The sequence below is a fragment of the Streptomyces sp. NPDC002573 genome (genome assembly GCF_042889625.1).
In the GTDB taxonomy this organism is placed as follows: domain Bacteria; phylum Actinomycetota; class Actinomycetes; order Streptomycetales; family Streptomycetaceae; genus Streptomyces; species Streptomyces gibsoniae.
The window spans coordinates 52,121-78,440 of sequence record NZ_JBIARC010000017.1; the positions used below are offsets into that span (position 1 = coordinate 52,121).

Here is a 26,320-nt window from a genome sequence, read left to right on the forward strand (position 1 = left end):
GCAGTCATGGTGAGTACGCTCGGCGTCGCCGTCGTGGGGTTCGGCTGGATGGGACGGGTGCACACCCAGGCGTACATCCGTCTGCCGCACCACTTCCCGCAACTGTCCCTGTGGCCCGCACTGATCGCCGTGGCCGACGAGGTGCCGGGCCGCGCCGAGGAGGCCGCCGATCGGTACGGCTTCGCCGCCGCGGTGCGCGACTGGCGGCGGATCGCCGCCGACCCCCGCGTCCAGGCGGTGAGCATCGCCGCGCCGAACTTCCTGCACCGGGAGATCGGCGTCGCCATGGCCGAGGCGGGCAAGCACATCTGGATCGAGAAGCCGGTCGGGCTGGGCGTCGAGGACGCCCGCGCGGTCGCGGACGCCGTCGCCAAGGCCGGCGTCCAGGGCACGGTCGGCTTCAACTACCGCAACGCACCGGCCGTCGAGGCCGCCCGCGAGCTGATCGCCTCCGGTGGCATCGGCACCGTCACCCATGTCCGCGTCCGCCTCTTCAGCGACTACGCCGCCCACCCCGAGTCCGCGCTGACCTGGCGATACGAGCGTGCGCGGGGCGGCAGCGGAGTCCTCGGCGATCTCGCCTCGCACGGTGTGGACCTGGCCCGCTTCCTGCTGGGCGACATCGCGTCGCTCGCCGCCGACACCGCCGTCTTCATCCCCGAACGGGCCCGCCCCGCCGGCGCCACCGCGGGCCACACGCGTGCGGCGGGCGGCGCGCCGGGTCCGGTGGAGAACGAGGACTACGTCAACTGCCTGCTGCGCTTCGCCTCCGGCGCCCGTGGCGTCCTGGAGGCGAGCCGGGTCGCCGTCGGCGAGCAGAACAGCTACGGCTTCGAGGTGCACGGCACCGAGGGCGCGGTCTTCTGGGACTTCCGGCGCATGGGCGAACTCGGCGTCAGCCGCGGCACGGCCTACCAGGACCAGCCCGTGAGCACCCGCTATGTCGGCCCGGGCCACGGGGAGTACGCCGCCTTCCAGCCGGGAGCCGCCAACGCCATGGGCTACGACGACCTGAAGGTCATCGAGGCGTACCACTTCCTGCGCTCGGTCGCCGAGGGCACGGCGTACGGCCCCACCCTCGACGACGCCGTGCGCAGCGCCGCCGCCCTGGACGCCATGAGCCGCTCCGCGCGCCAGGGGGCCTGGGTGGAGTTGGGCTGACCCGAGGGGCGGTGCGCCGAGCGCGGACGGCTCAGGGGCGGACGAGCAACTGGAAGTCGAAGGCGTAGCGCGAGGCGCGATAGATGTGGGTGCCGTACTCGACCGCGCGGCCCGTGTCGTCGTAGGCCGTGCGCCGCATGGTCAGCAGGGCGGCCCCCTCCGGCTCGCCCAGCAGTTCCGCCTCCCCGGCGGTGGCGCAGCGGGCGCCGACGGACTGCCCGGGCGCTGTGCAGGATGATGCCGGCGCCGCGCATCATCCGGTACAGGCCCGTCGCCTCCAGCCGGTCGGTGTCGAGGTCCATCATGTCTGTCGGTACGTAGTTGGACAGGAACGCCATCGGCTGGCCATGGGCGAGCCGGAGCCGCTGAAGATGGTGCACATCGGCGCCTTCCGCGATGTTGAGGGCGGCCGCGACCTCGGCGGACGCCTGTTCCACCGCCAAGCGCACCACCCGCGTCGCGGGCTTCTGACCGGCCGCCTCCAGATCGTCGTAGAGGCTGCTCAGCTCCAGGGGCCGCTTGACCTGGCTGTGCACCACCTGGGTGCCCACGCCCCGGCGGCGGACCATCAGCCCCTTGTCGACCAGGGACTGGATGGCCTGACGGACCGTCGGACGGGACAGGCCGAGCCGCGCGGCGAGGTCGACCTCGTTGCCCAGCAGACTGCCCGGACCCAGCGTGCCGTGCTCGATCGCCGCCTCCAACTGCTGGGCCAGCTGGTAGTAGAGCGGAACCGGGCTGCTGCGGTTGAGGGTGAAGTCGAGGGCCGCCGGGCGAGGCGGGGGCCGCGCCCGGAGGGGGCGCGGCCGACTGCTTGACGGAATCCTGTGTCATGGCCTGTCCTGACGCGTGGCGGGGGAGTCAGAGGTGGTGGCGGCGGCCGGCGGCCTGCCGGTCGTATCGCTCACGGGCGGCCCGGGCGGCCTCGCGCGAGGCGACCTCGGCGACCGGCACGTCCCACCACGCCTCGGCGGGCGGGGCGGCCGGTGCCGGATCGGTCTCGACATAGACGCAGGTGGGCCGGTCGGACGCGCGTGCCGTGGCCAGGGCGTCGCGCAGCTCCCGTACGGTCTTGGCGCGCAGGACGTCCATGCCGAGGCTGGCGGCGTTGCCGGCCAGGTCCACGGGAAGCGGGGCCCCGGTGAAGGTCCCGTCGGCGGACCGGTAGCGGTAGGCGGTGCCGAAGCGCTCGCCGCCGGTCTCCTCGGAGAGGCCGCCGATGGAGGCGTAGCCGTGGTTCTGGATGAGGACCAGATTGACGGGCAGGCCCTCCTGGACCGCGGTGACGATCTCGGTGGGCATCATCAGATAGGTGCCGTCACCGACCAGCGACCACACCGGGGCGCCGGGCGCGGCCTGCTGGACGCCGATGCCGGCCGGGATCTCGTAGCCCATGCAGGAGTAGCCGTACTCCAGGTGGTACTGATGCGGCGAGCGGGCCCGCCACAGCTTGTGCAGATCGCCGGGGAGCGAGCCGGCCGCGTTGATCACCACGTCGTCGTCGCCGACCACGGAGTCCAGCGCGCCGAGGACCTGGATCTGCGTCGGCACGGCGTTCTCGTCCTCCGCCCGGTAGGCGGCCTCGACCACCCGCTCCCAGCGCTCCTTGCCCGCCCGGTACTCGGCCTCGTAGACCTCGCTCACCCGATGGCCCGACAGGCCCTCCGCAAGCGCTTCCAGGCCGGTGCGCGCATCGGCCACCAGGGTGCGGGCCGCCAGCTTGTGGGCGTCGAAGGCGGTGATGTTGAGATTGACGAACCGCACGCCGGGGCGCTGGAACAGCGTGTGGGAGGCGGTGGTGAAGTCGCTGTAGCGGGTGCCGACACCGATGACCAGGTCGGCGGTGCGGGCGACGGCGTCGCAGACGGCGGTGCCGGTGTGGCCGATGCCGCCGAGGTCCGCGGGGTGGTCGTGGCGCAGCGAGCCCTTGCCCGCCTGGGTGGACGCGACCGGGATGCCCGTGGCGTCGGCGAGCGCCTTGAGCGCCCCCTCGGCCTCGCTGTGACGGACGCCGCCGCCCGCCACGATCAGCGGCCGCTCGGCGGCGCGCACCGCGCGTACGGCCTCGGCGAGTTCGACCGGATCGGGCACGGGACGGCGTACGCGCCACACGCGTTCGGCGAAGAACTCCTCCGGCCAGTCGTGGGCCTCCGCCTGGACGTCCTGCGGCAGGGCGAGGGTGACCGCGCCGGTCTCGGCCGGGTCGCTCAGCACCCGTATGGCGTTGAGGGCGGACGGGATCAGCATCTCCGGACGCGTGATCCGGTCGAAGTAGCGGGAGACCGGGCGCAGGGTGTCGTTGACGGACACGTCCGCCTCGACCGGGTGCTCCAGCTGTTGCAGCAGCGGGTCGGCGGGGTGGGCGGCGAAGTAGTCGCCGGGCAGCAGCAGCACCGGCAGGCGGTTGATCGTCGCCAGCGCGGCGCCGGTGACGAGGTTCGTGGCTCCAGGTCCGATGGAGGTGGTGACCGCCTGCGTGGACAGCCGGTTGCGCCGGCGGGCGTAGCCGACGGCCGCGTGCACCATGGCCTGTTCGTTGCGGCCCTGGTGGAAGGGCATCGTGTCCTCGCCGGCCTCCAGCAGCGCCTGGCCGAGGCCGGCGACATTGCCGTGCCCGAAGATGCCCCAGGTGCCGGCGATCAGCCGGTGCCGGGCGCCGTCGCGCTCGGTGTACTGCGCGGACAGGAACTGCACCAGCGCCTGGGCGACGGTCAGGCGGCGCACGGACTGCGTGGGATTGCTGCGGCTCAACGGGACCTCACTGGGACGGGGTTTCTCTCGCGGGGGCTTCACGGGGCGGGTGCGGTGCGGCAGGCGCCGGGGCCGTACGGCGGTGTCACAGCAGGCCGACCGCGGTGTCCACCGCGTTCTCCACGTCGCCTTCGGCGGGATACAGCAGGGACCGCCCGACGACCAGGCCCTGGACGGTGGGCAGTCGCAGGGCCTTGCGCCATCTCTCGTACGCCGCCACCTGGTCCCTGCCGTCCCTGCCGACCTCGCCGCCGAGCAGCACGGCGGGCAGCGTGGACGCCTCCAGGGCCTGGGCCATGTCGTCGGCGTCGGCGGTGACGGGGAGCTTGAGCCAGGTGTAGGCGGAGGTGCCGCCGAGGCCCGAGGCTATGGCGATGGACCGGGTGACGGCCTCGGTGCTCAGGTCGTTGCGCACCCGGCCGTCGACCCGGCGCGCCATGAACGGCTCGATGAACAGCGGCAGTCGGCGCGCGGCCATGGCGTCGACGGCCCGGGCGGCGGACTCCAGGGTCGCGAGGGAGCCCCGGTCGTCGTAGTCGATGCGCAGCAGCAGCTTTCCGGCGTCGAAGCGGAGGCGTTCGATGTCCTCGGGGCGGTGGCCGGTGAAGCGGTCGTCCATCTCGAAGGACGCTCCCGCGAGGCCGCCGCGGTTCATGGAGCCCATGACCACCTTGCCGTCGAGGACGCCGAGGAGCAGCAGGTCCTCCAGGATGTCCGCGGTGGCCAGCACCCCGTCCACACCGGGCCGGGACAGCGCGATGCACAGGCGTTCCAGCAGATCCGCGCGGTCCGCCATGGCGAGGGGGCGGTCGCCGACGCCGAGCGCGCCACGGGCCGGGTGGTCGGCGGCCACGATCATCAGGCGGCCGTTGGCGCCGATCAGGGGGCGGCGGGTGCGGCGGGCGGCGGCTTCGGCGATGGCCTCGGGATGCCGGGCGCGCACCGTGGCCAGGTCGGTGATGCTGATGGTCAAGACAGGCTCCGTTCAGGGGGTGGCCACGGTCGGCCGGGGCGGGCGGCCCGGGCGCGGCGGCCGGCCGTGGGGAGAGGCCCTGGGCAGGGCGGTCAGCCGCCCGCGAGGAGGCCGGCGATCTCCGGCTCGGTGGGCATCGCGGAGGAGCAGGCGAGCCGGGAGGCGACGAGCGCCCCGGCCGCGTTGGCGTGGCGGATGGTCTGCTCCAACGGCCGGCCGGAGAGCAGCCCGTGGCAGAGCGAGCCGCCGAAGGCGTCCCCGGCACCGAGCCCGTTGACGACCTCGACGGGTACGGGCGGCACCTGAGCCGTCGTACCGTCCCGGTGCACGGCGAGCACCCCCTTGGGTCCCTGCTTGACGACCGCGAGTTCCACCCCGGCGTCCAGCAGCGCCTGGGCGCAGGCCCGCGGTTCGCGCACTCCGGTGGCGATCTCGCACTCGTCGAGGTTGCCGACGGCGACGGTGGCGTGTCGCAGGGCCTCGGCGTAGTACGGACGGGCGGCCGCAGAGTCGGCCCAGAACATGGGGCGCCAGTCGAGGTCGAAGACGGTGGTGCCGGCCTTGTCGCGGGCCTTGAGGGCGGCGAGGGTGGCCGAGCGGCTGGGTTCCTCGCTCAGACCCGTGCCGGTGATCCAGAAGATACGGGCCGAGCGGATGGCCGCGAGGTCCAGCTCGTCGGCGTGGATCTCCAGATCGGGGGCCTTGGGCCGGCGGTAGAAGTAGAGGGGGAAGTCGTCCGGCGGGAAGATCTCGCAGAAGGTGACCGGGGTCGGACAGGCGTCCACGGACGTGACGAACCGGTCGTCGACGCCGAACTCCTTCAGCTGCTGGTGCAGATAGGTGCCGAAGGGATCGTCGCCGGTTCGGGTGATCACCGCGGTGCTGCGTCCGAGGCGGGCTGCCGCCACCGCGACATTGGCCGCCGAGCCGCCGAGAAACTTTCCGAACGACTCGACCTCGGGAAGCGGCACACCGGTCTGCAGTGGGTAGAGATCGACCCCGATGCGTCCCATGGTGATCAGATCGAAACAGTCGGCGGACTCGGGCATGCGCGTCGCTCCTCGTGCGGGGGGTGCGGGCCGTCGAGCTCCGGAAGGTGGAGCTCCCGGGCCCGGACGCCTCTCAGGTGTAGGCCGCGGGCCAAGCCGCTGTCAAGGCTTTGTACTTACATTCGGACCTGCTTCTGAAATGATGTCTTAACAAAGTATTGACAGGGGGGTACGACAAGGGTTTGTATCCCGTCCCAGCGAAACCGCCGGTTCACCGGCCCCCGGCCCGGACACCTGTCCGGGCCCGCGTGGGGCCCTGGCCCGGCGCCGTCCCTCTCCTTCTCCGTTCCCCGTCCCCGGCCGCACAGTGAGGTGCAGGACAGATGGACCGCACGTTCCACCCCCGCCGCTCCCGCAGAATCGCCCCCCTCGTCGCGCTGGCCGCGGCGTCCGTGCTGCTCGTCGCCGGCTGCTCCAGCAGCTCGGGCGGCAAGAAGGCGGAGGAGCAGAGTTCCGGAGCCGCCGCGGGCAAGGCCACCACTCCCCGGATGACGGTCGCGCTCGTCACCCACCAGGCGCCGGGCGACACCTTCTGGGACATCGTCCGCAAGGGAGCCGAGGCGGCAGCGGCCAAGGACAACATCAAACTCGTCTACTCCAGCGACCCGAACGCGGGCAACCAGGCCAACCTGGTCCAGAACGCCATCGACCAGAAGGTCGACGGCATCGCGATCACCCTCGCCAAGCCGGACGCCATGAAGGACGTCGTGGGCAAGGCGACCCAGGCGGGCATACCGGTGGTCGGCCTCAACTCCGGGGTGAGCGACTGGAAGAAGCTGGGACTGCTGGAGTTCTTCGGGCAGGACGAGGGCGTGGCGGGAGAGGCGTTCGGCAAGAAGCTGAACGAGGTCGGCGCGAAGAACGCCGTCTGTGTGATCCAGGAGCAGGGCAACGTCGGGCTCACCCAGCGCTGCGACGGGGTCAAGAGGACCTTCAGCGGCAAGACGCAGATCCTCTACGTCAACGGCACCGACATGCCGTCCGTGAAGTCGACGATCACCGCCAAGCTCAAGCAGGACAGCTCCATCGACTACGTGGTCACGCTCGGCGCGCCGTACGCCCTGACCGCGGTGCAGTCGGTGGGCGACGCGGGCAGCAAGGCGAAGGTCGCCACCTTCGACCTCAACAAGGACCTCACCAACGCCGTCCAGAAGGGCGACATCCAGTTCGCCGTCGACCAGCAGCCCTACCTCCAGGGCTATCTGGCGGTCGACTCCCTGTGGCTCGAGAAGAACAACGGCAACTACAGCGGTGGCGGCGAGCAGCCCGTGCTGACCGGGCCGGCCTTCGTCGACAAGTCCAACGTCGGCACCGTCGCGGCGTTCGCCGCGAAGGGCACGAGGTGATGACCATGAGTCAGCAGGCTGCGCCGGCGGTGTCCTCACCGCCGGCCTCCGGCCCCAAGGAGCGTGACGGCCGGACCGTACAGCGATCCCTCGTGCTCCGGCTGCTTGCCCGGCCCGAGGTGGGCGTCTTCCTCGGCGCCGTCGCGGTGTTCGTGTTCTTCTTCGCCGCGGCACCGACGTTCCGCACGGGCAGCGCGATGGCCACGGTGCTCTACCAGTCGTCGACCATCGGGATCATGGCACTGCCGGTGGCACTGCTGATGATCGGCGGCGAGTTCGACCTGTCGTCCGGCGTGGCGGTGATCAGCTCCGCGCTGACCGCGAGCATGGTGAGCTTCCAACTGACCATGAACGTGTGGGTGGGCGTCATCGTCGCCCTCGTGGTCTCGCTCGCGATCGGGGCGTTCAACGGCTGGATGGTGATGCGCACCGGGCTGCCGAGCTTCCTGATCACCCTCGGCACCTTCCTCGGTCTGCAGGGCATCAACCTCGCGGTCACCAAGCTGGTCACCGGCAACGTGGCCACCGACGACATCAGCGACATGGACGGCTTCCAGCAGGCCAAGTCGGTCTTCGCCTCCTCCTTCACCGTCGGCGGGGTCCAGTTCAAAATCACCGTCCTGTGGTGGCTCGTCTTCGCGGCCCTGGCGACCTGGGTCCTGCTGCGCACCAAATACGGCAACTGGATCTTCGCGGTGGGCGGCAACCAGGACAGCGCTCGGGCCGTCGGCGTGCCCGTGAAGTTCACCAAGATCACCCTGTTCATGCTGGTCGGCTTCGGTTCCTGGTTCGTGGGCATGCACCAGCTGTTCGCGTTCAACACCGTGCAGTCCGGCGAGGGCGTCGGCCAGGAACTGATCTACATCGCCGCGGCCGTCATCGGCGGCTGTCTGCTCACCGGCGGCTACGGCTCCGCGATCGGCCCGGTCTTCGGCGCGCTCATGTTCGGCATGGTCAGCCAGGGCATCGTCTACGCCGGCTGGAACCCCGACTGGTTCAAGGCGTTCCTCGGCGTGATGCTCCTCGGCGCCACCCTCATCAATCTGTGGGTCCGCCAGTCGGCGACCCGGAGGTGATCCCCATGACCCAAGCCGAACTCGGCAACCAGCCCGACACGCCGGCCGCGGCCCCCCTCGTCGAACTGCGCCGGGCGGGTAAGTCGTACGGCAACATCCGCGCCCTGCACGGCGTCGACCTCGCCGTCCACCCCGGCACCGTCACCTGCGTCCTCGGCGACAACGGCGCCGGCAAGTCCACCCTCATCAAAATCGTCTCCGGCCTCCACCAGCACACCGAGGGCGACTTCCTCGTCGACGGCGAACCGGTGCGCTTCACCACCCCGCGCGAGGCCCTGGACCGCGGCATCGCCACGGTCTACCAGGACCTGGCGACCGTCCCTCTGATGCCCGTATGGCGGAACTTCTTCCTGGGCTCCGAGATGACCAAGGGGCCCTGGCCGATCCGCCGCCTGGACATCGCACGGATGAAGAAGACCGCCGACGACGAACTGCGCAACATGGGCATCGTCCTGGACGACCTGGAACAGCCCATCGGCACCCTCTCCGGCGGCCAGCGCCAGTGCGTGGCCATCGCCCGCGCCGTCTACTTCGGCGCCCGTGTCCTCATCCTGGACGAGCCCACCGCCGCGCTCGGCGTCAAGCAGTCGGGCGTCGTGCTGAAGTACATCGCCGCCGCCCGCGAACGCGGCCTGGGCGTCATCTTCATCACCCACAACCCCCACCACGCCTATATGGTCGGCGACCACTTCAGTGTGCTGCGCCTCGGCACCATGGAACTGTCCGCCGACCGCAGCGAGGTCACCCTCGAAGAGCTGACCAACCACATGGCCGGCGGCGCCGAACTCGCCGCCCTCAAGCACGAGCTGGCACAGGCCGGCGGCGTCGACGTCGAGGGGCTCCCCGAGGCGGCGGACCTCCAGGCCCCCGTGCCGGCAACTCCCGAAGGGAACTCCTGACATGACCCCTGCCCTGGACCGCATCAGGGTCGGCTCGGCGCCGGACTCCTGGGGCGTCTGGTTCCCCGACGACCCGCAGCAGGTGCCCTGGGAACGCTTTCTCGACGAGGTCGCCGAGGCCGGCTACTCCTGGATCGAGCTCGGCCCCCACGGCTATCTGCCGACCGACCCGGCGCGGCTCACCGACGAGGTGGACAAGCGGAACCTGAAAGTGTCGGCGGGCACCGTCTTCACCGCGCTGCACCGCGGTCCGAGCGTCTGGGAGTCCACCTGGGAGCACGTCGGGCAGGTCGCCGCGCTCACCCAGGCGATGGGCGCCCGGCATCTGGTCGTCATCCCCTCCTTCTGGCGGGACGACAAGACCGCCGAGATCATCGAACCGTCCGAGTTGACCGCCGAGCAGTGGACCCACCTCACCCAGGGCATGGAGCGGCTCGGCCGCGAGGTCAGGGAGACCTACGGCCTCGACATCGTCGTCCACCCGCACGCGGACACCCACATCGACACCGACGTGCACGTCGAGCGCTTCCTCGACTCGACCGACCGGGACCTCGTCAACCTCTGCCTGGACACCGGGCACTACGCCTACTGCGGGGGCGACAGCGTCAAGCTCATCGAGACCTACGGCGAACGCATCGGCTATCTGCACCTCAAGCAGGTCGACCCCGAGATCCTCGCCGACGTCGTGCAGGGCGGGGTGCCCTTCGGGCCCGCCGTGCAGCGCGGGGTGATGTGCGAACCCCCGACCGGTGTGCCCGCGCTGGAGCCGGTGCTCGCCGTCGCCCAGGGCCTCGGCGTCGACCTCTTCGCCATCGTCGAGCAGGACATGTACCCCTGCCCGCCGGACAAGCCGCTGCCCATCGCCGTCCGCACCCGTGCGTTCCTCCGCTCCTGCGGTGCCTGACCCCGGAAGGGACGACCAACCACCATGACCCAGCGTGGAACGCTCGGTGTCGCCGTCATCGGCACCGGGCGGATGGGGGCCGACCATGTGCGCCGCCTCAGCGCGGTGACGAGCGGGGCGCGGGTGAGCGCCGTCGTGGACGTCGACGCGGAGCGCGCCAAGTCCGTCGCGGCCGGTGTCGAGGGCTGCACCGCCTACACCGACCCGGCCGCCGCCCTGGCCGCGGACGACGTCGACGCGGTACTGATCGCCTCCCCGGGGCCCGCCCACGAGGCCGCACTTCTGACGGCGTTCGAGCGCGACCTGCCGGTGCTGTGCGAGAAGCCCCTCACCCCGGACGCGGCCTCCGCGCTCCGGATCCTGGAAGCCGAGCGGAAGCTGGGCCACCGGCGCGTCCAGGTCGGCTTCATGCGGCGCTACGACACCGAGTACCTCAAGCTCAAGGCACTGCTGGACAGCGGCAGGCTGGGCCGGCCGCTGATGCTGCACAACCGGCACCGCAACGCGGCCAGCCCGCCCGGATTCACCGACGCGATGCTCGTCTGCGACTCGGTCGTGCACGAGATGGATGTGACGCGCTGGCTGCTCGGCCAGGAGATCACGGCCGTGACGGCGCTGCGCCCCACCCCGTCCCGCAACGCCCCGGAAGGCCTCGCGGACCCCCAGTTCCTCGTCTTCGAGACGGACGGCGGCGCGCTCGTCGACGTCGAGATCTTCGTCAACTGCGACTTCGGCTACCAGGTGCAGGCCGAGGCGGTCTGCGAGCGCGGCACCGCCCGGATCGGCGAGGAGCACGCCATGGTCCTCAACGAGTCGGGCCGCTGGGGCGGCAGCATCGCCCAGGACTTCGTGGAACGTTTCGCGCAGGCGTACGACCACGAGGTGCAGACCTGGGTCGACGCCACCCGGCGCGGCGAGGTCACCGGCCCGAGCGCCTGGGACGGCTACGCCGCGGCGGCGGTCTGCGAGGCCGGCGTCCGCGCCCAGAGGGAGGCCGGCCGCGCCGAGGTCGAACTGGTCGAACGCCCGGCGTTCTACCGCTGAACCGCCCGGGCCCCCGGCCCTGACCCGGGCCGGGGGCCGCAGTGCGGGCAGCCGTGCCGCGGACACTTGTCCACAGGGCTGGTCACGCATCGTCACGAGCGCGTACGGTTTCCTGCCATGAAGATCCTCATCAGCGCCGACATGGAGGGCGCCACCGGTGTGACCTGGCCGGCCGACGTGCTGCCCGGGACGCCGCAATGGGAGCGGTGCCGGGCGATGTTCACCTCGGACGTGAACGCCGCGGTGCTCGGCTTCCTGGACGGCGGCGCCGACGAGGTGCTGATCAACGAGGCGCACTGGACCATGCGCAATCTGCTCCTGGAGCGGCTCGACGACCGGGCGCAGATGCTCACAGGCCGTCACAAGTCCCTGTCCATGGTGGAGGGCGTGCAGCACGGCGACGTGGACGGCATCGCGTTCGTCGGCTATCACGCGGGCGCCGGGATGGAAGGCGTGCTCGCGCACACCTACCTCGCCAACTCCATCACCGGGGTCTGGCTGAACGACGTCCGCGCCAGCGAGGGCCTGCTGAACGCGCATGTCGTCGCCGAGTACGGCGTGCCCGTGATCCTGGTCACCGGCGACGACGTGGCCTGCGAGGACGCGCTCGGATACGCACCCGAGGCGCTCAAGGTCGCCGTCAAGGACCATGTCTCGCGGTACGCGGCCGTGTGCCGCACCCCCGCCAGAACCGCCGCCGACATCCGCGCCGCCGCCAAGGAGGCGGCAGCTCTTGCGGTGCGCCAGGAGCCGGTGCACGGCGGCCCGTTCACGGTGGCGGTGGAATTCGACGCCGAGCACCTCGCGACGGCCGCCACCGTCGTACCGGGCGTGGACCGTATCGGTGAGCGAAAGGTGGCCTACACCAGCGCCACCATGTACGAGGGCATCCGTACCTTCAAGGCGGTCACCACGATCGTCTCGGCCGCGGTGGAGGAGCAGTATGGCTGACCGGCAGGCACTCGACGAGGTCGTGCGCTTCACCTCGGACCTCATCCGTATCGACACCACCAACCGCGGCGGCGGCGACTGCCGGGAGCGGCCCGCCGCCGAGTACGCGGCGGCGCGGCTGGCCGAAGCGGGCCTGGAGCCCACGCTCCTGGAGCGCACCGAGGGCCGGACGAACGTCGTCGCCCGGATCGAGGGCACCGAGCCGTCCGCGGACGCGCTGCTCGTCCACGGTCACCTCGACGTGGTGCCCGCCGAGGCCGCCGACTGGAGTGTCCACCCGTTCTCCGGTGAGGTGCGCGACGGTGTCGTCTGGGGCCGCGGCGCGGTCGACATGAAGAACATGGACGCGATGATCCTCGCGGTCGTGGGGGCCTGGGCGCGCGCGGGCGTGCGGCCCCGCCGCGACCTCGTCATCGCGTTCACCGCCGACGAGGAGGCGAGCGCCCAGGACGGCTCCGGGTTCCTGGCGGACCACCACGGGCACCTCTTCGAGGGGTGCACCGAGGGAATCAGCGAGTCCGGGGCGTTCACCTTCCACGACGGCAGCGGCCGGCGGATCTACCCTGTCGCGGCGGGAGAGCGCGGCACCGCCTGGCTCAAGCTCACCGCCCGCGGTCGCGCGGGCCACGGCTCCAAGCCCAACCGCAGCAACGCCGTCACCCGGCTCGCCGCCGCCGTGGCCCGGATCGGCGCCCATGAGTGGCCGCTGCGGCTCACCCCGACCGTGCGTGCCGCGCTCACTGAACTCGCGGCCCTGTACGGCCTCGAAACGGACCTCGACGGCCTTGACGACCCCGCCGCCGTGGACGGTCTCCTGGAGAAGCTCGGCCCGGCCGCCGAGCTGGTCCGGCCGACCGTGCGCAACAGCGCCAACCCGACCATGCTGAACGCCGGTTACAAGGTCAATGTGATCCCGGGCGAGGCCGTCGCCCATGTCGACGGACGCTATCTGCCCGGCGGCGAGGACGAGTTCCGCACCACCCTCGACGAACTGACCGGACCGGATGTGGACTGGGAGTTCGTCCATCGTGAGGTGGCCCTCCAGGCGCCGGTGGACTCGCCGACGTTCGCCCGGATGCGTGCCGCGGTGGAGGAGTTCGCGCCCGAGGGGCACGTGGTGCCGTACTGCATGTCGGGCGGCACGGACGCCAAGCAGTTCTCCCGTCTCGGCATCACCGGATACGGCTTCGCGCCGCTGAAGCTGCCGGAGGGCTTCGACTACCAGGCCCTCTTCCACGGGGTCGACGAACGCGTCCCCGTCGAGGCCCTGCACTTCGGCGTCCGCGTCCTCGACCGCTTTCTGCGGACGGCCTGAGAAGGGATGAGGGGAATGAGGGGAGTGAAGGGTATGAGCGGAGTGGGGGAGATGGAGCAGACCGTGCCCTACGGGGAATGGCCCTCGCCCATCGACGCGGGGCTCGCCGCCGCGCACGACGGGCAGCCGGAGTCGGTGGACTTCGTGGGCGACGAGGCGTGGTGGACCGAGCCGCGCCCCCTGGAAGGGGGCCGCCGCACCCTGGTACGGCGCACCGCGGACGGCACGGAGGAATCGGTGCTGCCCCCGCCGTGGAACGTGCGCAGCCGGGCCATGGAGTACGGCGGACACCCCTGGGCCGGTGTCATGCGCCCCGAGGGCCCGCTGCTGGTCTTCGTCAACTTCGCGGACCAGCGGCTGTACGTGTACGAGCCGGCGGCACCCGGCGACGGGCCGCACCCGCTCACCCCCCTGTCACCGGTGGGCGGCGGACTGCGCTGGATCGACCCGCAGCTGCACATCGAGCGCGGCGAGGTCTGGTGCGTGCTGGAGGAGTTCACCGGTGGGGGGCCCAGCGATGTGCGCCGGGTGGCGGTCGCCGTACCTCTGGACGGCTCCGCGGCGCAGGACCGGAAGGCCGTGCGCGAGCTCACCGAGGCACGGCACCGCTTTGTCACCGGCCCCCGTCTCTCCCCGGACGGGCGGCGCGCGGCATGGATCGCCTGGGACCATCCGCGGATGCCGTGGGACGGCACCGAGCTGATCGTCGCCGAGGTGAGCGGCGACGGGACGCTCCGGGAACCGCGCACGGTCGCCGGCGGCCCCGAGGAGTCGGTCCCGCAGGCCGAGTGGGCGGCCGACGGCTCCCTGCTGTACGCATGCGACCGCAGCGGCTGGTGGAACCTGTACCGGGACGGCGTGCCGCTGTGCCCCCGCGAGGAGGAGTTCGCCGGGCCGCTGTGGAAGGTCGGCATGCGGTGGTTCGCGCCGCTGGAGAGCGGGCTGATCGCGGTTCTGCACGGCCGGGGCGCGAGTCGGCTGGGGATCCTCGACCCGGACCGAGATGAGGTCGTCGACGCGGCCGGACCGTGGACCGAGTTCGCCGCCACGCTCGCCACGCACGGCAGCCGGATCATCGCCGTCGGCGCGAGCCCTCGCACCGCCCATGAGGTGGTCGAACTGGACGCCCGCACCGGCCGTGCCCGGGTCATCGGCGCCGCCCACGAGGACGCGGTGGACCCCGCCCACTACCCCGAGCCGCAGATCCGCACCTTCACCGGGCCGGACGGCCGAGAGATCCACGCCCACCTGTATCCGCCGCACCACCCCGGCCACACCGCGCCCGACGGGGAGCGGCCACCGTATGTGGTGTGGGTCCATGGTGGACCCACCAGCCGCGTGCCCCTCGTCCTCGACCTGGAGATCGCGTACTTCACCTCGCGTGGCATCGGCGTCGTCGAGGTGAACTACGGCGGCTCGACCGGCTACGGACGCGAGTACCGCAACCGGCTGCGCGGACAGTGGGGCGTGGTCGACGTCGAGGACTGCGCGGCCGTCGCCACCGCCCTCGCCGACGAGGGCACCGCCGACCCCGGGCGGCTCGCCGTGCGGGGCGGCAGCGCGGGCGGCTGGACCTCCGCGGTGTCCCTGACCTCGACGGACGTCTACGCCTGCGGCACGATCACCTACCCCGTCCTCGATCTGAAGAGCTTCGGCTCGGGGGAGACCCACGACTTCGAGTCGCGGTATCTGGACTCCCTGGTGGGGCCCTACTCCGAGGTGCCCGGCCGGTACGCCGAGCGCTCGCCCGTCGAGCACGCCGACCGCATCACGGCCCCCTTCCTGCTGCTCCAGGGGCTCGACGACCCCATCTGCTTGCCCGCCCAGTGCGAGCGATTCCTCGCGCGGCTGGCGGGGCGGCGCATCCCGCACGCCTACCTCACCTTCGAGGGCGAGGGCCACGGCTTTCGGCGGGCTGAGACCATGGTGCGTGCCCTGGAGGCCGAGCTGTCGCTGTATGCGCAGGTCTTCGGGCTGAACCCGCCCGGCATACCCACCCTGGAGCTCAGCGAATGATGCCTCTCGCACGGCCGTCCCGACTCGCCCCCGGTGCCCGTGTGGCCGTTGTCGCGCCCAGCGGGCCCGTGGTCGAGGAACGGCTCGCCGCGGGGCTCGACCTGCTGCGCGGCTGGGGGCTGGACCCGGTCGTGGGCCCGCACGTCCTCGACCGGCACCCCGACTTCCCCTACCTCGCGGGCACGGACGCCGACCGGGCCGCCGACTTCCAGGCCGCGTGGTGCGACCCGGACATCGCTGCGGTCCTGTGCGCCCGCGGCGGGTACGGGGCACAGCGCATGGTGGACCTGCTCGACTGGGACGCGCTGCGGGCCGCCGGGCCCAAGGTGCTGGTCGGCTTCAGCGACATCACCGCGCTGCACGAGGCCTTCGCGGTCCGCCTCGGCCTCGCGACACTGCACGGGCCGATGGTGTCGGCTCTGGACTTCCTGAAGAACGAGCGGGCGCAGGAGCATCTGCGGGCCACGCTCTTCGAGCCGGAGTCCGTGACGACGATCCGCGCGAGCGGCGGGACGGCGCTCGTGCCCGGGCGCGCCCGGGGGGTCACCCTCGGGGGCTGTCTGAGCCTGCTCGCGGCCGAACTGGGCACCCCGCACGCCCGGTCCGGCGCCCGGGGCGGCCTGCTGATGATCGAGGACATCGGCGAGGAGGCGTACCGAGTCGACCGGACGCTCACCCAGCTGCTGCGCTCCGGCGGGCTCGAAGGGGTGGCCGGGATCGCGCTCGGGTCCTGGAAGGAGTGCGGCTCCTATGAACTGCTGCGGCGGGTCCTCGCCGACCGGCTCGGGGGACTGGGGGTACCGGTGGTCGAGGAGTTCGGCTTCGGGCACTGCGACGGCGCGCTGACGATCCCGTTCGGCGTCGCGGCCGAGCTCGACGCGGAAGCGGGGACGCTGACGCTGGCCGAGCCGGCGCTGGCGTAGGTCCCGGGTCTGGAGTTCTCGGTCCTCGGCGCGATGGCCTACGGGTCACATAGGCTGGTGGTGTGTCTGTGACCCGTGCCTATCTCGCCGAGGGCCCCCGTGTGGGCATCCGCCCCTTCACCCTCGAGGACGAGGCCGAATTCACCGCCAGGGCGCGGGAGAGCAAGGATCTGCACCATCCGTGGCTCTTCCCGCCGGACGCCGAACGGGCCTACGCGGCCTACGCGGGCCGGCTGATCGACGACCCGACGAAGGCCGGGTTCCTGGTGTGCGAGAAGGACAGCGGGGCCATCGCCGGGTTCATCAACATCAACAACATCGTCGAGGGCGGCTTCCTGTGCGGAGCACTCGGCTACGGCGCCTTCGCGCACGCGGCCGGCCGGGGACTGATGGCGGAGGCCCTCGGCCTGGTGGTGCGGCACGCGTTCGGGCCGATGGGACTGCACCGGCTGGAGATCAACGCGCAGCCCGGCAACACCGCCTCGATCGCCCTCGCCCGGCGCTGCGGCTTCCGCCTGGAGGGCTTCTCACCGGACATGATCTACATCGACGGGGCCTGGCGCGACCACGAACGCTGGGCGATCACCGCCGAGATGGTCCGCGACTAGGACGCGTTGCGAAAGTCCCGCCTGCCTCGCGACGCCATGCACGCTCCCCCACTCTCGGCTTCGCTCGAGCGGGAGGAGCCCCCACGCCGCCGCAAGGCCCGCCCTTCGGGCGAACGACGGGACTTTCGCAACGCGCCCTAGAAGAGTCATGAGCAGAGCGCCCGCCTCGCGAGGAGGGCGACCGGCGCGGTGTCAGCGCCGCTTCTGCCGGAGTCGGACCGTGGGCGAGGTCGCTTTTGCGGAATCCTGACCGGCAGAGCCCCTGGTCAGCTCCTCGGCTGCCGGGTTCCATGGCGGTCGTGACGACGATCCGACGTGACGCAGTGACACTGCCCGCCGCGGAGCTGGGGCCGGACAACCCGCTTCCCCCGCTGCGACCGCTCGACGAGATGCACCGTATCGAGGACCGGGACAAGGACGACCTGCCGCGCGACATGGCCCGCCAGATCGGCTACGAGCCGCTGCGCAGCCTGCTGCCCGCCCGGGTCCGGGACGGCTACGGCAGAGAGCGCGCACCGCGGGAGCTCGACGCCCTCGTGATCGAGAACGACCGGCTGCGCGCCACCGTCCTGCCAGGCCTCGGCGGACGCGTCGCCTCGCTGTTCCACAAGCCGACCGGCCGTGAACTCCTCTACCGCAACCCGGTGTTCCAGCCCGCCTGCTTCGCGCTCAACGGCGCCTGGTTCTCCGGCGGCATCGAGTGGAACATCGGCGCCACCGGCCACACCACCCTGTCCTGCTCGCCCCTGCACGCGGCCCGCGTCACCGCGCCCGACGGCGGCCAGATGCTGCGGCTGTGGGAGTGGGAGCGCCTGCGCGACCTGCCCTTCCAGGTCGACCTGTGGCTGCCGGAAGGCTCCGACTTCCTGTACGTCGGCGTCCGGATCCGCAATCCGCACGACCGGCCGGTGCCGCTGTACTGGTGGTCCAACATCGCCGTACCCGAGGAGTGCCGGGTGCTCGCGCCCGCCGAGGAGGCCTACCACTTCGGCTACGAGCGCAGGCTGCGCCGGGTACCGGTGCCGTCGTACGACGGGGTCGACCGCACCTACCCCGCGCACAGCGTCCATCCCGCCGACTACTTCTACGAGGTGCCCGACGGCCGACGCCGCTGGATCGCCGCGCTCGGCGAGGACGGCGAAGGACTGGTGCAGACGTCGACGGATGTGCTGCGCGGCCGGAAGCTGTTCGTCTGGGGCACGGGCACCGGCGGGCGCCGCTGGCAGCGTTGGCTCACGGAACCGGGCACCGGTGGCTACTGCGAGATCCAGGCCGGGCTCGCCCGCACCCAGCTGGAACACGTGCGCCTGGAGGCGGAGAGCGACGTGGCCTGGCTGGAGGCGCACGGGCCGCTGAGTGCCGAGCGCGAGGGGGAGTGGCCCGGCGTCGTACGCGCGGCCGAGGAGCGCCTGGAAGCCTGTCTGCCGCGCGAGCGCGTCGAGGCCGCCTACGCCGCGTGGCGGCCCTGCGCCGACACCGAACCCGATGAGGTGCTCGCCGTCGGCTCGGGCTGGGGCGCGCTCGAAGTGCTGCGCACGGGTGACAAGTTGCCGGGCACCCCCTTCGAGGAGGCGACGCTCGGCGACGCGCAGGCGCCCTGGCTGGAGCTGCTGCGGTCGGGATCCTTCCCCGAGCCGCGGCGGGTCGGGCCGCCGGGCGAGACGCTGGTGGCGCCGCACTGGCGGGACATGCTGGAGACCGCGCCCGCACGGCCGCTGACGGAGTATCACCTCGGGGTCGCCCAGTGGCATGCGGGCGACCGCGCGCAGGCGGTGCGCAGTTGGGAGCGCGCACTGTCGCTCGCCCCGTCCCAGTGGCCGTTGCTGCGCTGTCTCGCGGTGGCCGATCAGGAGGCCGGCCATCATGAGCGCGCCGCCGACCGGTACGCCGAGGCCTTCGACGACCTGTGCCGGGAGCGGCGCGACGACGGCGAGACCTGGACGTCCGTCACCTCGGCGCTCGGCCGGGAGGCCCTCGACGCACTGCTGGCCGTGGGCCGCACCGAGGACGCACGGTCCGTGTGGTACCGCCTCCACCCCGTGACGCGGGAGCGTGGCCGCTTCCGGCTGACCGAGGCCCGGCTGCTGCTCGCCGAGGGCGACCGTGAGGCGGCGCGGGCCGTCTTCGACGACGGATTCGAGGTCGCGGACCTGCGGGAGGGCGCCGGGGCGATCGACGAGCTGTGGGCCCGGATCACCGACGAGCCGCTGCCGGCGCACTACGACTTCCGGATGCGGCCCGCGACGTGAGCCGCTACGCGGGCGGTCGGCGGTCCACGTACTCGTAGACCGCCCCGTCCGGATGCGCCGCGATCAGATTGCGGCCCACCGGGGTCGGGATCGGGCCGGCGACGACCCGGGCGCCGAGTTCGGTCAGCACCCGGTGGGCCTCGTCGACGTCCTCGACGGCGATCGTCGCGGCCACCTTGCGCAACAGTTCCAGTTCGGTCGCGGGGCCGCTCATCAGCAGGAAGCAGCCGACCGCGGCCACCTGCACACCGCCGCGTTCGAAACGGAGGGCTCTGGTGCTCGTCAGACGTTCGTAGAAATGGACCGCGCTCTCCAGATCGTCGACGCAGATACGCAGCGAGGCTCCCAGAATCTCCATGCGCACGAGCGTAGTTGGGGCAGCCCGGGCCAGGAGATCGTTTCCGCCGGATACCGGCCCCTCCTCCCCGGAGCAGGGGGCGTGCGCGCCCGGCGCGGGGCGTTACGCACGCCCGGGCCCGGGTACCCGGCCGACATGAAGCCCTTGGATCATCTGGAACATCTGGACAAACAGCTGGTCGACGAACTGGCGCAGGTGGCCCGTGAGGCCGTGCGCGATGAGCTGCGCGAGCAGACGCGCAAGCAGCGGCGTACGGCCGCGCTGTACGCCGCGTCCGGCGCCGTCGGCCTGTACGCGGGTGCCGCGCTGGCGCTCGCCGCGGGCCTGGCCCTGGCTCTCGGCCTGCCCGGCTGGGCCGCCGCGCTGATCATGGCGGCGGCGCTGGGCGTGGCCGCCTACCTGCTGCGCGGCGCCGGACGCTCCGGCAGCGGTCACCACGCAGCCGGTGCCCACGGCGCCCAGGGCCGGCTCCTCAGCGACGCCCCGCCCGCCGGGCCGCCGGGCGGGCTCGGTATGCCGTACCCGCCGATGCCGCCCCCCGCACCCGGGGCGCCGGGCATGGGTACGCAGCCGCCGGGCATCCCGGATCCGGCCGTGCCGGAGGAGGACCCCGACGCGTCCCACCGCCGGATCCGGTGAGTGATGAGCAGGCCATGGCCAGAGGCCTTGACCAGGCATCGCAGGGCCGTCGTGGTCACCGGGGCGAGCGGCGGCGTGGGCCGGGCCACGGCCTTGGCCTTCGCCGCCCGGGGCGACCGGGTCGCCCTGCTCGCCCGGGGCCGCGCGGGCCTCGCCGCGACCGCGGACGAGGTGCGGCGAGTCGGCGGTGAGGCGCTCGTCGTGCCCGTCGACGTCGCGGACGCGAGAGCCGTCGAGGACGCCGCGCAACAGGTCGCCGACGAGTTCGGCCGCATCGACGTCTGGGTCAACAACGCGTTCGCCGGCGTCTTCGCCCGGTTCACGGACGTCGCGCCGGAAGAGTTCCGCCGGGTCACCGAAGTGACGTACCTCGGTTGTGTGTTCGGCACCCGGGCCGCCCTGCGGCACATGCTGCCCGTGAACCACGGGACGATCGTCCAGGTCGGCTCGGCGCTGGCGTACCGGGGGATTCCCCTGCAGTCGGCCTACTGCGGCGCCAAGCACGCCATCCAGGGGTTCAACGAGTCCCTGCGATGCGAGCTGCTGCACGGGCGGTCGCGGGTCCGGACCACGATGGTGCAACTGCCGGCCATGAACACCCCGCAGTTCGACTGGGTGCTGAGCCGGATGCCGCGGCGGGCCAGGCCGGTGGCGCCGGTCTACCAGCCGGAGGTGGCGGCACGCGCTATCGTGCACGCGGCCGGGCACCCCAGGCGCCGGGAGTACTGGGTCGGCGGATCGACGGTGGCCACACTGCTCGCCAACGCGGTGGCTCCCGGGCTGCTGGACCGCTACCTCGCACGTACCGGGTTCGACGCACAGCAGGACGAGCCCCAGGGCGCTCAGCAGGACACACGGCAGGACGAGCGCCGGCCCAGGGCGGAGCACGACGGGGCGGGAAACCTGTGGGCTCCCGCGGACGGCCCGCACGGCCACGACTTCGGGGCGCACGGGCGCTTCGACGCGGAGTCCCTGCCCGCCAGCGGCGAGGAGTGGCTCTCCCGCAACCGGGCGAGGATCGGCGCCGGCCTGCTGGTCGGCAGCCTGGGCGCGGCCGTGACGGCCGGGGCACTGCGCCGCCGCGCCTGACCCGCTCGCCGTATCGACCCGGACCGGGACTTCGGCCCCGATCGGGCTTTTGACCCCGGCCCGCCTTTTCGACTCCGCCCGCCTCTTCCACTCCGCTCGGGTTCTCGACCCCGCTCGGGTTCTCGACCCCGACCGGATTCTCGACCCCGACCGGGTTTTCGCCCGCTCGGGCTGTAGCCGCCCCCGGAAACGAGGCGTGCCGCGCCGGTTTCCGCGCGGACTGGGGCGAAACGCCCGGGACTGCCGGGTTTGGGGGCCCCGGCCCGGGAAACGCGGAAGGTCTCCACGGGTGGCATTCGTGCGCCCGGTAGGCAGACGACGTACGCGCGACCTCGCCGGAGGCGAAACGTGAGTCGACCTCGCATCCTCATCGTCGGTGCCGGATTCGCCGGCTACCGGACGGCCCGAACCCTCACCCGGCTGACCCGCAACCGGGCCCAGATCACCCTGCTGAACCCGACCGACTACTTTCTGTATCTGCCCCTGCTGCCCCAGGTCGCCGCGGGCATCCTGGAGCCGCGCCATGTCGCCGTCTCCCTCTCCGGCACCCTGCGCCACGTCCGCCTGGTGCTCGGCGAGGCCGACGGCATCGATCTCGACGCGCGCACCGTGCACTACACCGATCCCGAGGGACAGGGCGGCACCCTCGGCTACGACCGGCTGGTGCTCGCCGTCGGCAGTGTCAACAAACTGCTGCCCATCCCCGGTGTCGCGGAGAACGCCCACGGCTTCCGGGGGCTGCCCGAGGCCCTCTATCTGCGCGACCACGTGACCCGCCAGATGGAGCTGGCCACGGCGGCGGACGACCCCAAGCACTGCGCCTCCCGCTGCACCTTCGTGGTGGTCGGCGCCGGCTACACCGGGACGGAGGTCGCCGCGCAGGGCAAGATGTTTACCGACGCGATGGTGCGCAGGCAGCCGCTGCGCGCGGGCATGCGGCCACGCTGGCTGCTGCTGGACATCGCGCCCCGTGTGCTGCCCGAGATGGACGAGCGGCTCTCCCGCACCGCCGACCGAAGCCTGCGCCGACGCGGCGTCGATGTGCGGATGGGTGTCTCCGTGAAGGAGGCGACGCACGACGGAGTCCTGCTCACGGACGGGGAGTTCGTCGACACCCGATCCCTGGTCTGGTGCGTCGGCGTACGACCCGATCCGCTCGTCGAGAGCCTCGAACGGCCCCTGGAGCGCGGCCGGCTGCTGGTCGACCCCTATCTGCGGGTGCCGGGCCACCCCGACGTGTTCGCCTGCGGGGACGCGGCCGCCGTGCCCGATCTCGCCAACCCCGGCCAGTACACGCCGATGACGGCGCAGCACGCCTGGCGGCAGGGAAAGGTCGCCGCCGTCAACGTCGCCGCCTCGCTGGGCCTCGGCGGCCCGCGCCCCTACCACCACCGCGACCTGGGGTTCGTCGTGGACCTCGGCGGAGCCCAGGCCGCCGCCAACCCGCTCGGCGTCCCCCTGTCCGGGCCGCTCGCCGGCGCCGTCACCCGGGGCTACCACCTGGCGGCGATGCCCGGCAACCGCCTCCGGGTCGCCGCCGACTGGCTCATGGACACCGTACTGCCGCGTCAGGAAGTCCAGTTGGGGCTCGTCCGCTCCTGGAACGTGCCGCTCGACACCGCGTCGCCCGAACTGGCCCGAGTGTCGGCAGGTCCCGAAAAGCCCGGTACGGAGGATGACTCATGAACACCCGCCAGCTGACCGAACTGAGCACCCGTCAGCTCACCGAACTCGCCCAGCAACTGCGCGTCGACAGTGTCCGCGCCGCCGCGGCGGCGAACTCCGGACACCCGACCTCCTCGATGTCCGCCGCCGACCTCATGGCGGTTCTGCTGGCCAAGCACTTCCGCTACGACTTCGAACGCCCCGCCCATCCCGGCAACGACCGGTTCGTCCTCTCCAAGGGGCACGCCTCGCCCCTGCTGTACGCCGCGTACCGGGCCGCCGGGGCCATCAACGAGACCGAACTGCTGACCTTCCGCAAGCTCGGCAGCCGACTCGAAGGGCACCCCACGCCCCGCCGGCTGCCCTGGGTCGAGACGGCCACCGGCTCCCTCGGCCAGGGGCTGCCCGTCGGCGTCGGTATCGCCCTGGCCGGGAAGCGGCTCGACCACACCGGATACCGGGTCTGGGTGCTGTGCGGGGACAGCGAACTTGCCGAGGGATCCGTGTGGGAGGCCGCCGAGCACGCCGGCTACGAGCATCTCGACAACCTGATCGCGATCATCGACGTCAACCGGCTGGGCCAGCGCGGACCCACCCGCCACGGACACGATCTCGACGCCTACGCACGCCGCTTCAAGGCCTTCGACTGGCACACCATCGAGGTCGACGGGCACGATGTCGAGGCCATCGACCGCGCCTACGCCGAGGCCGAGTCCACCGCGGGACAGCCCACCGCGATCATTGCCCGCACCCTCAAGGGCAAGGGCGTCGCCGCCGTCGAGAACCGCGAGGGCCTGCACGGCAAGCCGCTGCCGGACGCGGAGGAGGCGACCGAGGAACTCGGCGGCGTACGGAACCTGCTCATCGAGGTCCAACCGCCGCCCGCCGCCCGGATGCTGCACGCCGTCCAGGGCGGCCATCTGGATCTGCCGCGCTACGACATCGGCGACGAGGTGCCCACCCGGGACGCCTACGGCCAGGCGCTCGCCGCGCTCGGCGGCGCACGAGGCGACGTGGTCGCCCTGGACGGCGAGGTCGGCGACTCCACGCGCACCGAGTACTTCGCCAAGGAACACCCCGACCGCTACTTCGAGTGCTACATCGCCGAACAGCAGATGGTCGCCGCCGCCGTCGGCATGGCCGCGCGTGACTGGATGCCGTACGCAGCGACCTTCGCCGCGTTCCTCACCCGTGCCCACGACTTCATCCGGATGGCCTCCATCAGCGGCTCCGACATCAACCTCGTGGGCTCGCACGCCGGTTGCGCCATCGGTGAGGACGGGCCCTCGCAGATGGGCCTGGAGGACCTCGCGATGTTCCGCTCGGTGTACGACTCGACCGTCCTGTACCCGTGCGACGCCAACCAGACGGCCAAGCTGGTCGCCGCCATGGCCGGCTGCGAGGGCATCCGCTATCTGCGCACCTCCCGGGGGAAGACCCCCGTCATCTACGGCCCCACCGAGGAGTTCCCGGTCGGCGGCAGCAAGGTGCTGCGCGCGAGCGCCGAGGACCGGCTCACCGTGGTGGCCGCGGGAGTCACCGTCCACGAGGCGCTCAAGGCCGCCGACGCCCTCGCCGAGCAGGGCGTCCGGGTACGGGTCGTCGATCTGTACTCCGTGAAGCCCGTGGACCGCGCCACCCTGCGCGAGGCCGCCGAACGGACCGGATGCCTGCTGACCGTCGAGGACCACCGGGAGGAGGGCGGCCTCGGCGACGCGGTCCTGGACGCCTTCGCCGACGGGCGGCCCGTACCGCGTCTGGTGCGCCTCGCGGTCCGCACGATGCCCGGCTCGGCGACGCCCGCCGAACAGCTGCACGCCGCGGGCATCGACGCGGAGTCGATCGCCGCCGCGGCCCGGCTGCTGGTGGAACACACGGTGGTGCCGTGACCGAAGGAGGGCGATGACCGCCACGCGCACCGTGCGGGCGGGCCGCCGCACCCTGGAGATCCACCGTCCGGACAAGGTGCTGTTCCCCGGCGACGGGGGCGGCGAGGAGTACACGAAGGCCCACCTCGTCGACTACTACCGCTCCGTCGCCCCCCGGATGCTGCCCCATCTGCGCGGGCGGCCCCTGATGCTGGAACGGCACCCGGACGGTGTCGGTGGTCCTCGCTTCATGCAGAAGAACACCCCCGACCACTACCCGGACTGGGTCCACCGGGTCGAGCTGCCCAAGGAGGGCGGCACGGTCTGCCACACCGTCTGCGACGACACCGCGACCCTCACCTACCTCGCCGACCAGGCCTGTCTGACCCTGCACCGCTGGCTCTCCCGCGCCGACCGGCCCGAGCGGCCCGACCGGCTGGTCCTCGACCTCGATCCGGCGGACCACGACTTCGGTCCCGTACGGGAGGCCGCACGGCAGACGGGGGAGCTGCTCGACGAGCTGAGGCTGCCCTCGGGCCTGATGACCACCGGTTCGCGCGGGCTGCACATCGTCGTGCCGCTCGACGGCTCCCACGACTTCGACGAGGTACGCGAGTTCGCCAAGGACCTGGCCGGGGCCCTCGCCGCCGCGCACCCCGACCGTCTCACCACCGCCGCCCGCAAGAAGGACCGCGGCGACCGCCTCTACCTCGACGTGCAGCGCAACGCGTACGCGTAGACCGCGGTCGCCCCCTTCACGGTCCGCGCCCTGCCCGGCGCCCCGGTCGCCACGCCCCTGACCTGGGAGCAGTTGGACGACCCGGACGTCCATGCGCGCCGCTGGACCATCGCCGACGCGGCGGACCAGGCCCGCACCGATCCCTGGGCGGACCTGCCGCGCCGAGGGCGCTCCCTCGGTCCTGCCCGCAGGCGGCTCCGGGCCCTGCGCGGCTGAACCGGGGACCCACAGGTTTGGCCAACGCCGTTGCGGCCACACGGGGGGAGAGGTGGCCATGACGAACACATCACGTACACCGAAGAACCACGACTCCGACGACGACAACGCCCGGGCGGGCGGGCGGCCCAGCACCATGGAGGTGCTGCGCGAGGCGCGCGCCCAGTTCACTGAACTCACGGGCCTGGCCGCCGAGTCCGTGTCGTCCTTCGAACGCACCGAGGACGGCTGGACCCTGCAGATCGAGGTCCTGGAACTCGCCAGGGTTCCCGACACCATGAGCCTGCTCGCGAGCTATGAGGTGGACCTCGCCACGGACGGCGAGCTGACCGGCTATCGGCGCGTGCGCCGCTACGAACGCGGGAGGGCCGACGCCCGGACGGGCGGCCGTGCCTGACGGTCCGTCGCCCCGCGGCTCCCAGCCGTACGCGTAGCCCGTACGCGCAGCACTCGTACGACTCGTACCAACCGTTCTTTCCTG

The 26,320-nt window shown here is 72.2% G+C and carries 21 protein-coding genes and 2 pseudogenes; 18 read left to right on the forward strand and 5 right to left on the reverse strand.

Going from position 1 to position 26,320, the window contains the following annotated elements; all coding sequences use genetic code 11:
* Positions 1-6: 6 nt before the first annotated feature.
* Positions 7-1,161: a Gfo/Idh/MocA family protein gene (locus ACFYX0_RS18120; RefSeq protein WP_388971294.1), complete on the forward strand. Its 1,155-nt coding sequence runs from the start codon at positions 7-9 to the stop codon at positions 1,159-1,161.
* Positions 1,162-1,192: 31 nt separating this feature from the next.
* On the opposite strand, the pseudogene ACFYX0_RS18125 reads toward ACFYX0_RS18120, so the two are convergent.
* The 4 genes and pseudogenes from ACFYX0_RS18125 to iolC all read right to left on the reverse strand — a co-directional run bounded on the left by ACFYX0_RS18125 (position 1,193) and on the right by iolC (position 5,934).
* A pseudogene (locus tag ACFYX0_RS18125) lies at positions 1,193-1,877 on the reverse strand (GntR family transcriptional regulator).
* 145 nt (positions 1,878-2,022) lie between these two features.
* Positions 2,023-3,912 (reverse strand): 3D-(3,5/4)-trihydroxycyclohexane-1,2-dione acylhydrolase (decyclizing), encoded by a 1,890-nt coding sequence (gene iolD / locus ACFYX0_RS18130; RefSeq protein ID WP_388971296.1) that lies wholly within the window; start codon positions 3,910-3,912, stop codon positions 2,023-2,025.
* Between the two features lie 85 nt (positions 3,913-3,997).
* Positions 3,998-4,885, reverse strand: a complete 888-nt coding sequence (locus ACFYX0_RS18135) for a deoxyribose-phosphate aldolase (RefSeq protein ID WP_388971298.1) — start codon at positions 4,883-4,885, stop codon at positions 3,998-4,000.
* Between the two features lie 92 nt (positions 4,886-4,977).
* Entirely contained in the window at positions 4,978-5,934 is a 957-nt protein-coding gene (gene iolC, locus ACFYX0_RS18140; RefSeq protein WP_388971300.1) for a 5-dehydro-2-deoxygluconokinase, read from the reverse strand.
* A gap of 323 nt (positions 5,935-6,257) precedes the next feature.
* Here iolC and ACFYX0_RS18145 point away from each other — a divergent pair, with 323 nt between their 5' ends.
* From ACFYX0_RS18145 to ACFYX0_RS18195, 11 genes are all read left to right on the forward strand, one after another.
* Positions 6,258-7,280, forward strand: a complete 1,023-nt coding sequence (locus ACFYX0_RS18145) for a sugar ABC transporter substrate-binding protein (protein WP_388971302.1) — start codon at positions 6,258-6,260, stop codon at positions 7,278-7,280.
* Positions 7,280-8,356 (forward strand): ABC transporter permease, encoded by a 1,077-nt coding sequence (locus tag ACFYX0_RS18150; protein WP_388971304.1) that lies wholly within the window; start codon positions 7,280-7,282, stop codon positions 8,354-8,356. Before ACFYX0_RS18145 ends, ACFYX0_RS18150 begins: the two co-directional genes overlap by 1 nt.
* A gap of 5 nt (positions 8,357-8,361) precedes the next feature.
* On the forward strand, positions 8,362-9,255 hold the full coding sequence (locus tag ACFYX0_RS18155; protein WP_388971306.1) for an ATP-binding cassette domain-containing protein: 894 nt from the start codon (positions 8,362-8,364) through the stop codon (positions 9,253-9,255).
* 1 nt (position 9,256) lies between these two features.
* On the forward strand, positions 9,257-10,159 hold the full coding sequence (locus ACFYX0_RS18160) for a sugar phosphate isomerase/epimerase family protein (RefSeq protein ID WP_388971309.1): 903 nt from the start codon (positions 9,257-9,259) through the stop codon (positions 10,157-10,159).
* Between the two features lie 24 nt (positions 10,160-10,183).
* The gene (locus ACFYX0_RS18165) at positions 10,184-11,203 is read left to right on the forward strand and encodes a Gfo/Idh/MocA family protein (RefSeq protein WP_388971311.1); all 1,020 of its coding nucleotides are present in this window, start codon (positions 10,184-10,186) and stop codon (positions 11,201-11,203) included.
* Positions 11,204-11,320: 117 nt separating this feature from the next.
* Complete coding sequence (locus ACFYX0_RS18170; RefSeq protein WP_388971313.1) at positions 11,321-12,154, forward strand: M55 family metallopeptidase; 834 nt, start codon at positions 11,321-11,323, stop codon at positions 12,152-12,154.
* Positions 12,147-13,469, forward strand: coding sequence for a M20/M25/M40 family metallo-hydrolase (locus tag ACFYX0_RS18175; protein ID WP_388971315.1), 1,323 nt, complete (start codon positions 12,147-12,149; stop codon positions 13,467-13,469). The genes ACFYX0_RS18170 and ACFYX0_RS18175 overlap by 8 nt, the downstream gene beginning before the upstream one ends.
* Before the next feature lie 33 nt (positions 13,470-13,502).
* Entirely contained in the window at positions 13,503-15,485 is a 1,983-nt protein-coding gene (locus ACFYX0_RS18180) for an LpqB family beta-propeller domain-containing protein (protein ID WP_388971317.1), read from the forward strand.
* The gene (locus ACFYX0_RS18185; RefSeq protein WP_388971319.1) at positions 15,482-16,408 is read left to right on the forward strand and encodes an LD-carboxypeptidase; all 927 of its coding nucleotides are present in this window, start codon (positions 15,482-15,484) and stop codon (positions 16,406-16,408) included. The genes ACFYX0_RS18180 and ACFYX0_RS18185 overlap by 4 nt, the downstream gene beginning before the upstream one ends.
* Positions 16,409-16,470: 62 nt before the next feature.
* The gene (locus ACFYX0_RS18190; RefSeq protein ID WP_388971321.1) at positions 16,471-17,016 is read left to right on the forward strand and encodes a GNAT family N-acetyltransferase; all 546 of its coding nucleotides are present in this window, start codon (positions 16,471-16,473) and stop codon (positions 17,014-17,016) included.
* 290 nt (positions 17,017-17,306) lie between these two features.
* Positions 17,307-19,265 carry a DUF5107 domain-containing protein gene (locus ACFYX0_RS18195; RefSeq protein WP_388971323.1) on the forward strand — a complete coding sequence of 653 codons (1,959 nt, stop codon included), beginning with the start codon at positions 17,307-17,309 and terminating at the stop codon, positions 19,263-19,265.
* Positions 19,266-19,269: 4 nt separating this feature from the next.
* On the opposite strand, the gene ACFYX0_RS18200 is transcribed toward ACFYX0_RS18195, so the two are convergent.
* Entirely contained in the window at positions 19,270-19,623 is a 354-nt protein-coding gene (locus ACFYX0_RS18200; RefSeq protein ID WP_311693522.1) for a VOC family protein, read from the reverse strand.
* 135 nt (positions 19,624-19,758) lie between these two features.
* On the opposite strand from ACFYX0_RS18200, the gene ACFYX0_RS18205 reads away from it, so the two are divergent.
* The 6 genes and pseudogenes from ACFYX0_RS18205 (at position 19,759) to ACFYX0_RS18230 (ending at position 26,236) form a co-directional block, all read left to right on the forward strand.
* The gene (locus ACFYX0_RS18205; RefSeq protein ID WP_388971325.1) at positions 19,759-20,262 is read left to right on the forward strand and encodes a phage holin family protein; all 504 of its coding nucleotides are present in this window, start codon (positions 19,759-19,761) and stop codon (positions 20,260-20,262) included.
* A 3-nt stretch (positions 20,263-20,265) separates the two neighbouring features.
* Complete coding sequence (locus tag ACFYX0_RS18210) at positions 20,266-21,351, forward strand: SDR family oxidoreductase (protein WP_388971327.1); 1,086 nt, start codon at positions 20,266-20,268, stop codon at positions 21,349-21,351.
* A gap of 348 nt (positions 21,352-21,699) precedes the next feature.
* On the forward strand, positions 21,700-23,037 hold the full coding sequence (locus ACFYX0_RS18215) for an NAD(P)/FAD-dependent oxidoreductase (protein ID WP_388971329.1): 1,338 nt from the start codon (positions 21,700-21,702) through the stop codon (positions 23,035-23,037).
* Positions 23,034-24,905 (forward strand): transketolase, encoded by a 1,872-nt coding sequence (locus ACFYX0_RS18220; protein ID WP_388971331.1) that lies wholly within the window; start codon positions 23,034-23,036, stop codon positions 24,903-24,905. Before ACFYX0_RS18215 ends, ACFYX0_RS18220 begins: the two co-directional genes overlap by 4 nt.
* A 13-nt stretch (positions 24,906-24,918) precedes the next feature.
* Positions 24,919-25,839: pseudogene (gene ligD, locus ACFYX0_RS18225) on the forward strand (non-homologous end-joining DNA ligase).
* A gap of 58 nt (positions 25,840-25,897) precedes the next feature.
* The gene (locus ACFYX0_RS18230; protein ID WP_311693530.1) at positions 25,898-26,236 is read left to right on the forward strand and encodes a gas vesicle protein; all 339 of its coding nucleotides are present in this window, start codon (positions 25,898-25,900) and stop codon (positions 26,234-26,236) included.
* Positions 26,237-26,320: the final 84 nt, after the last annotated feature.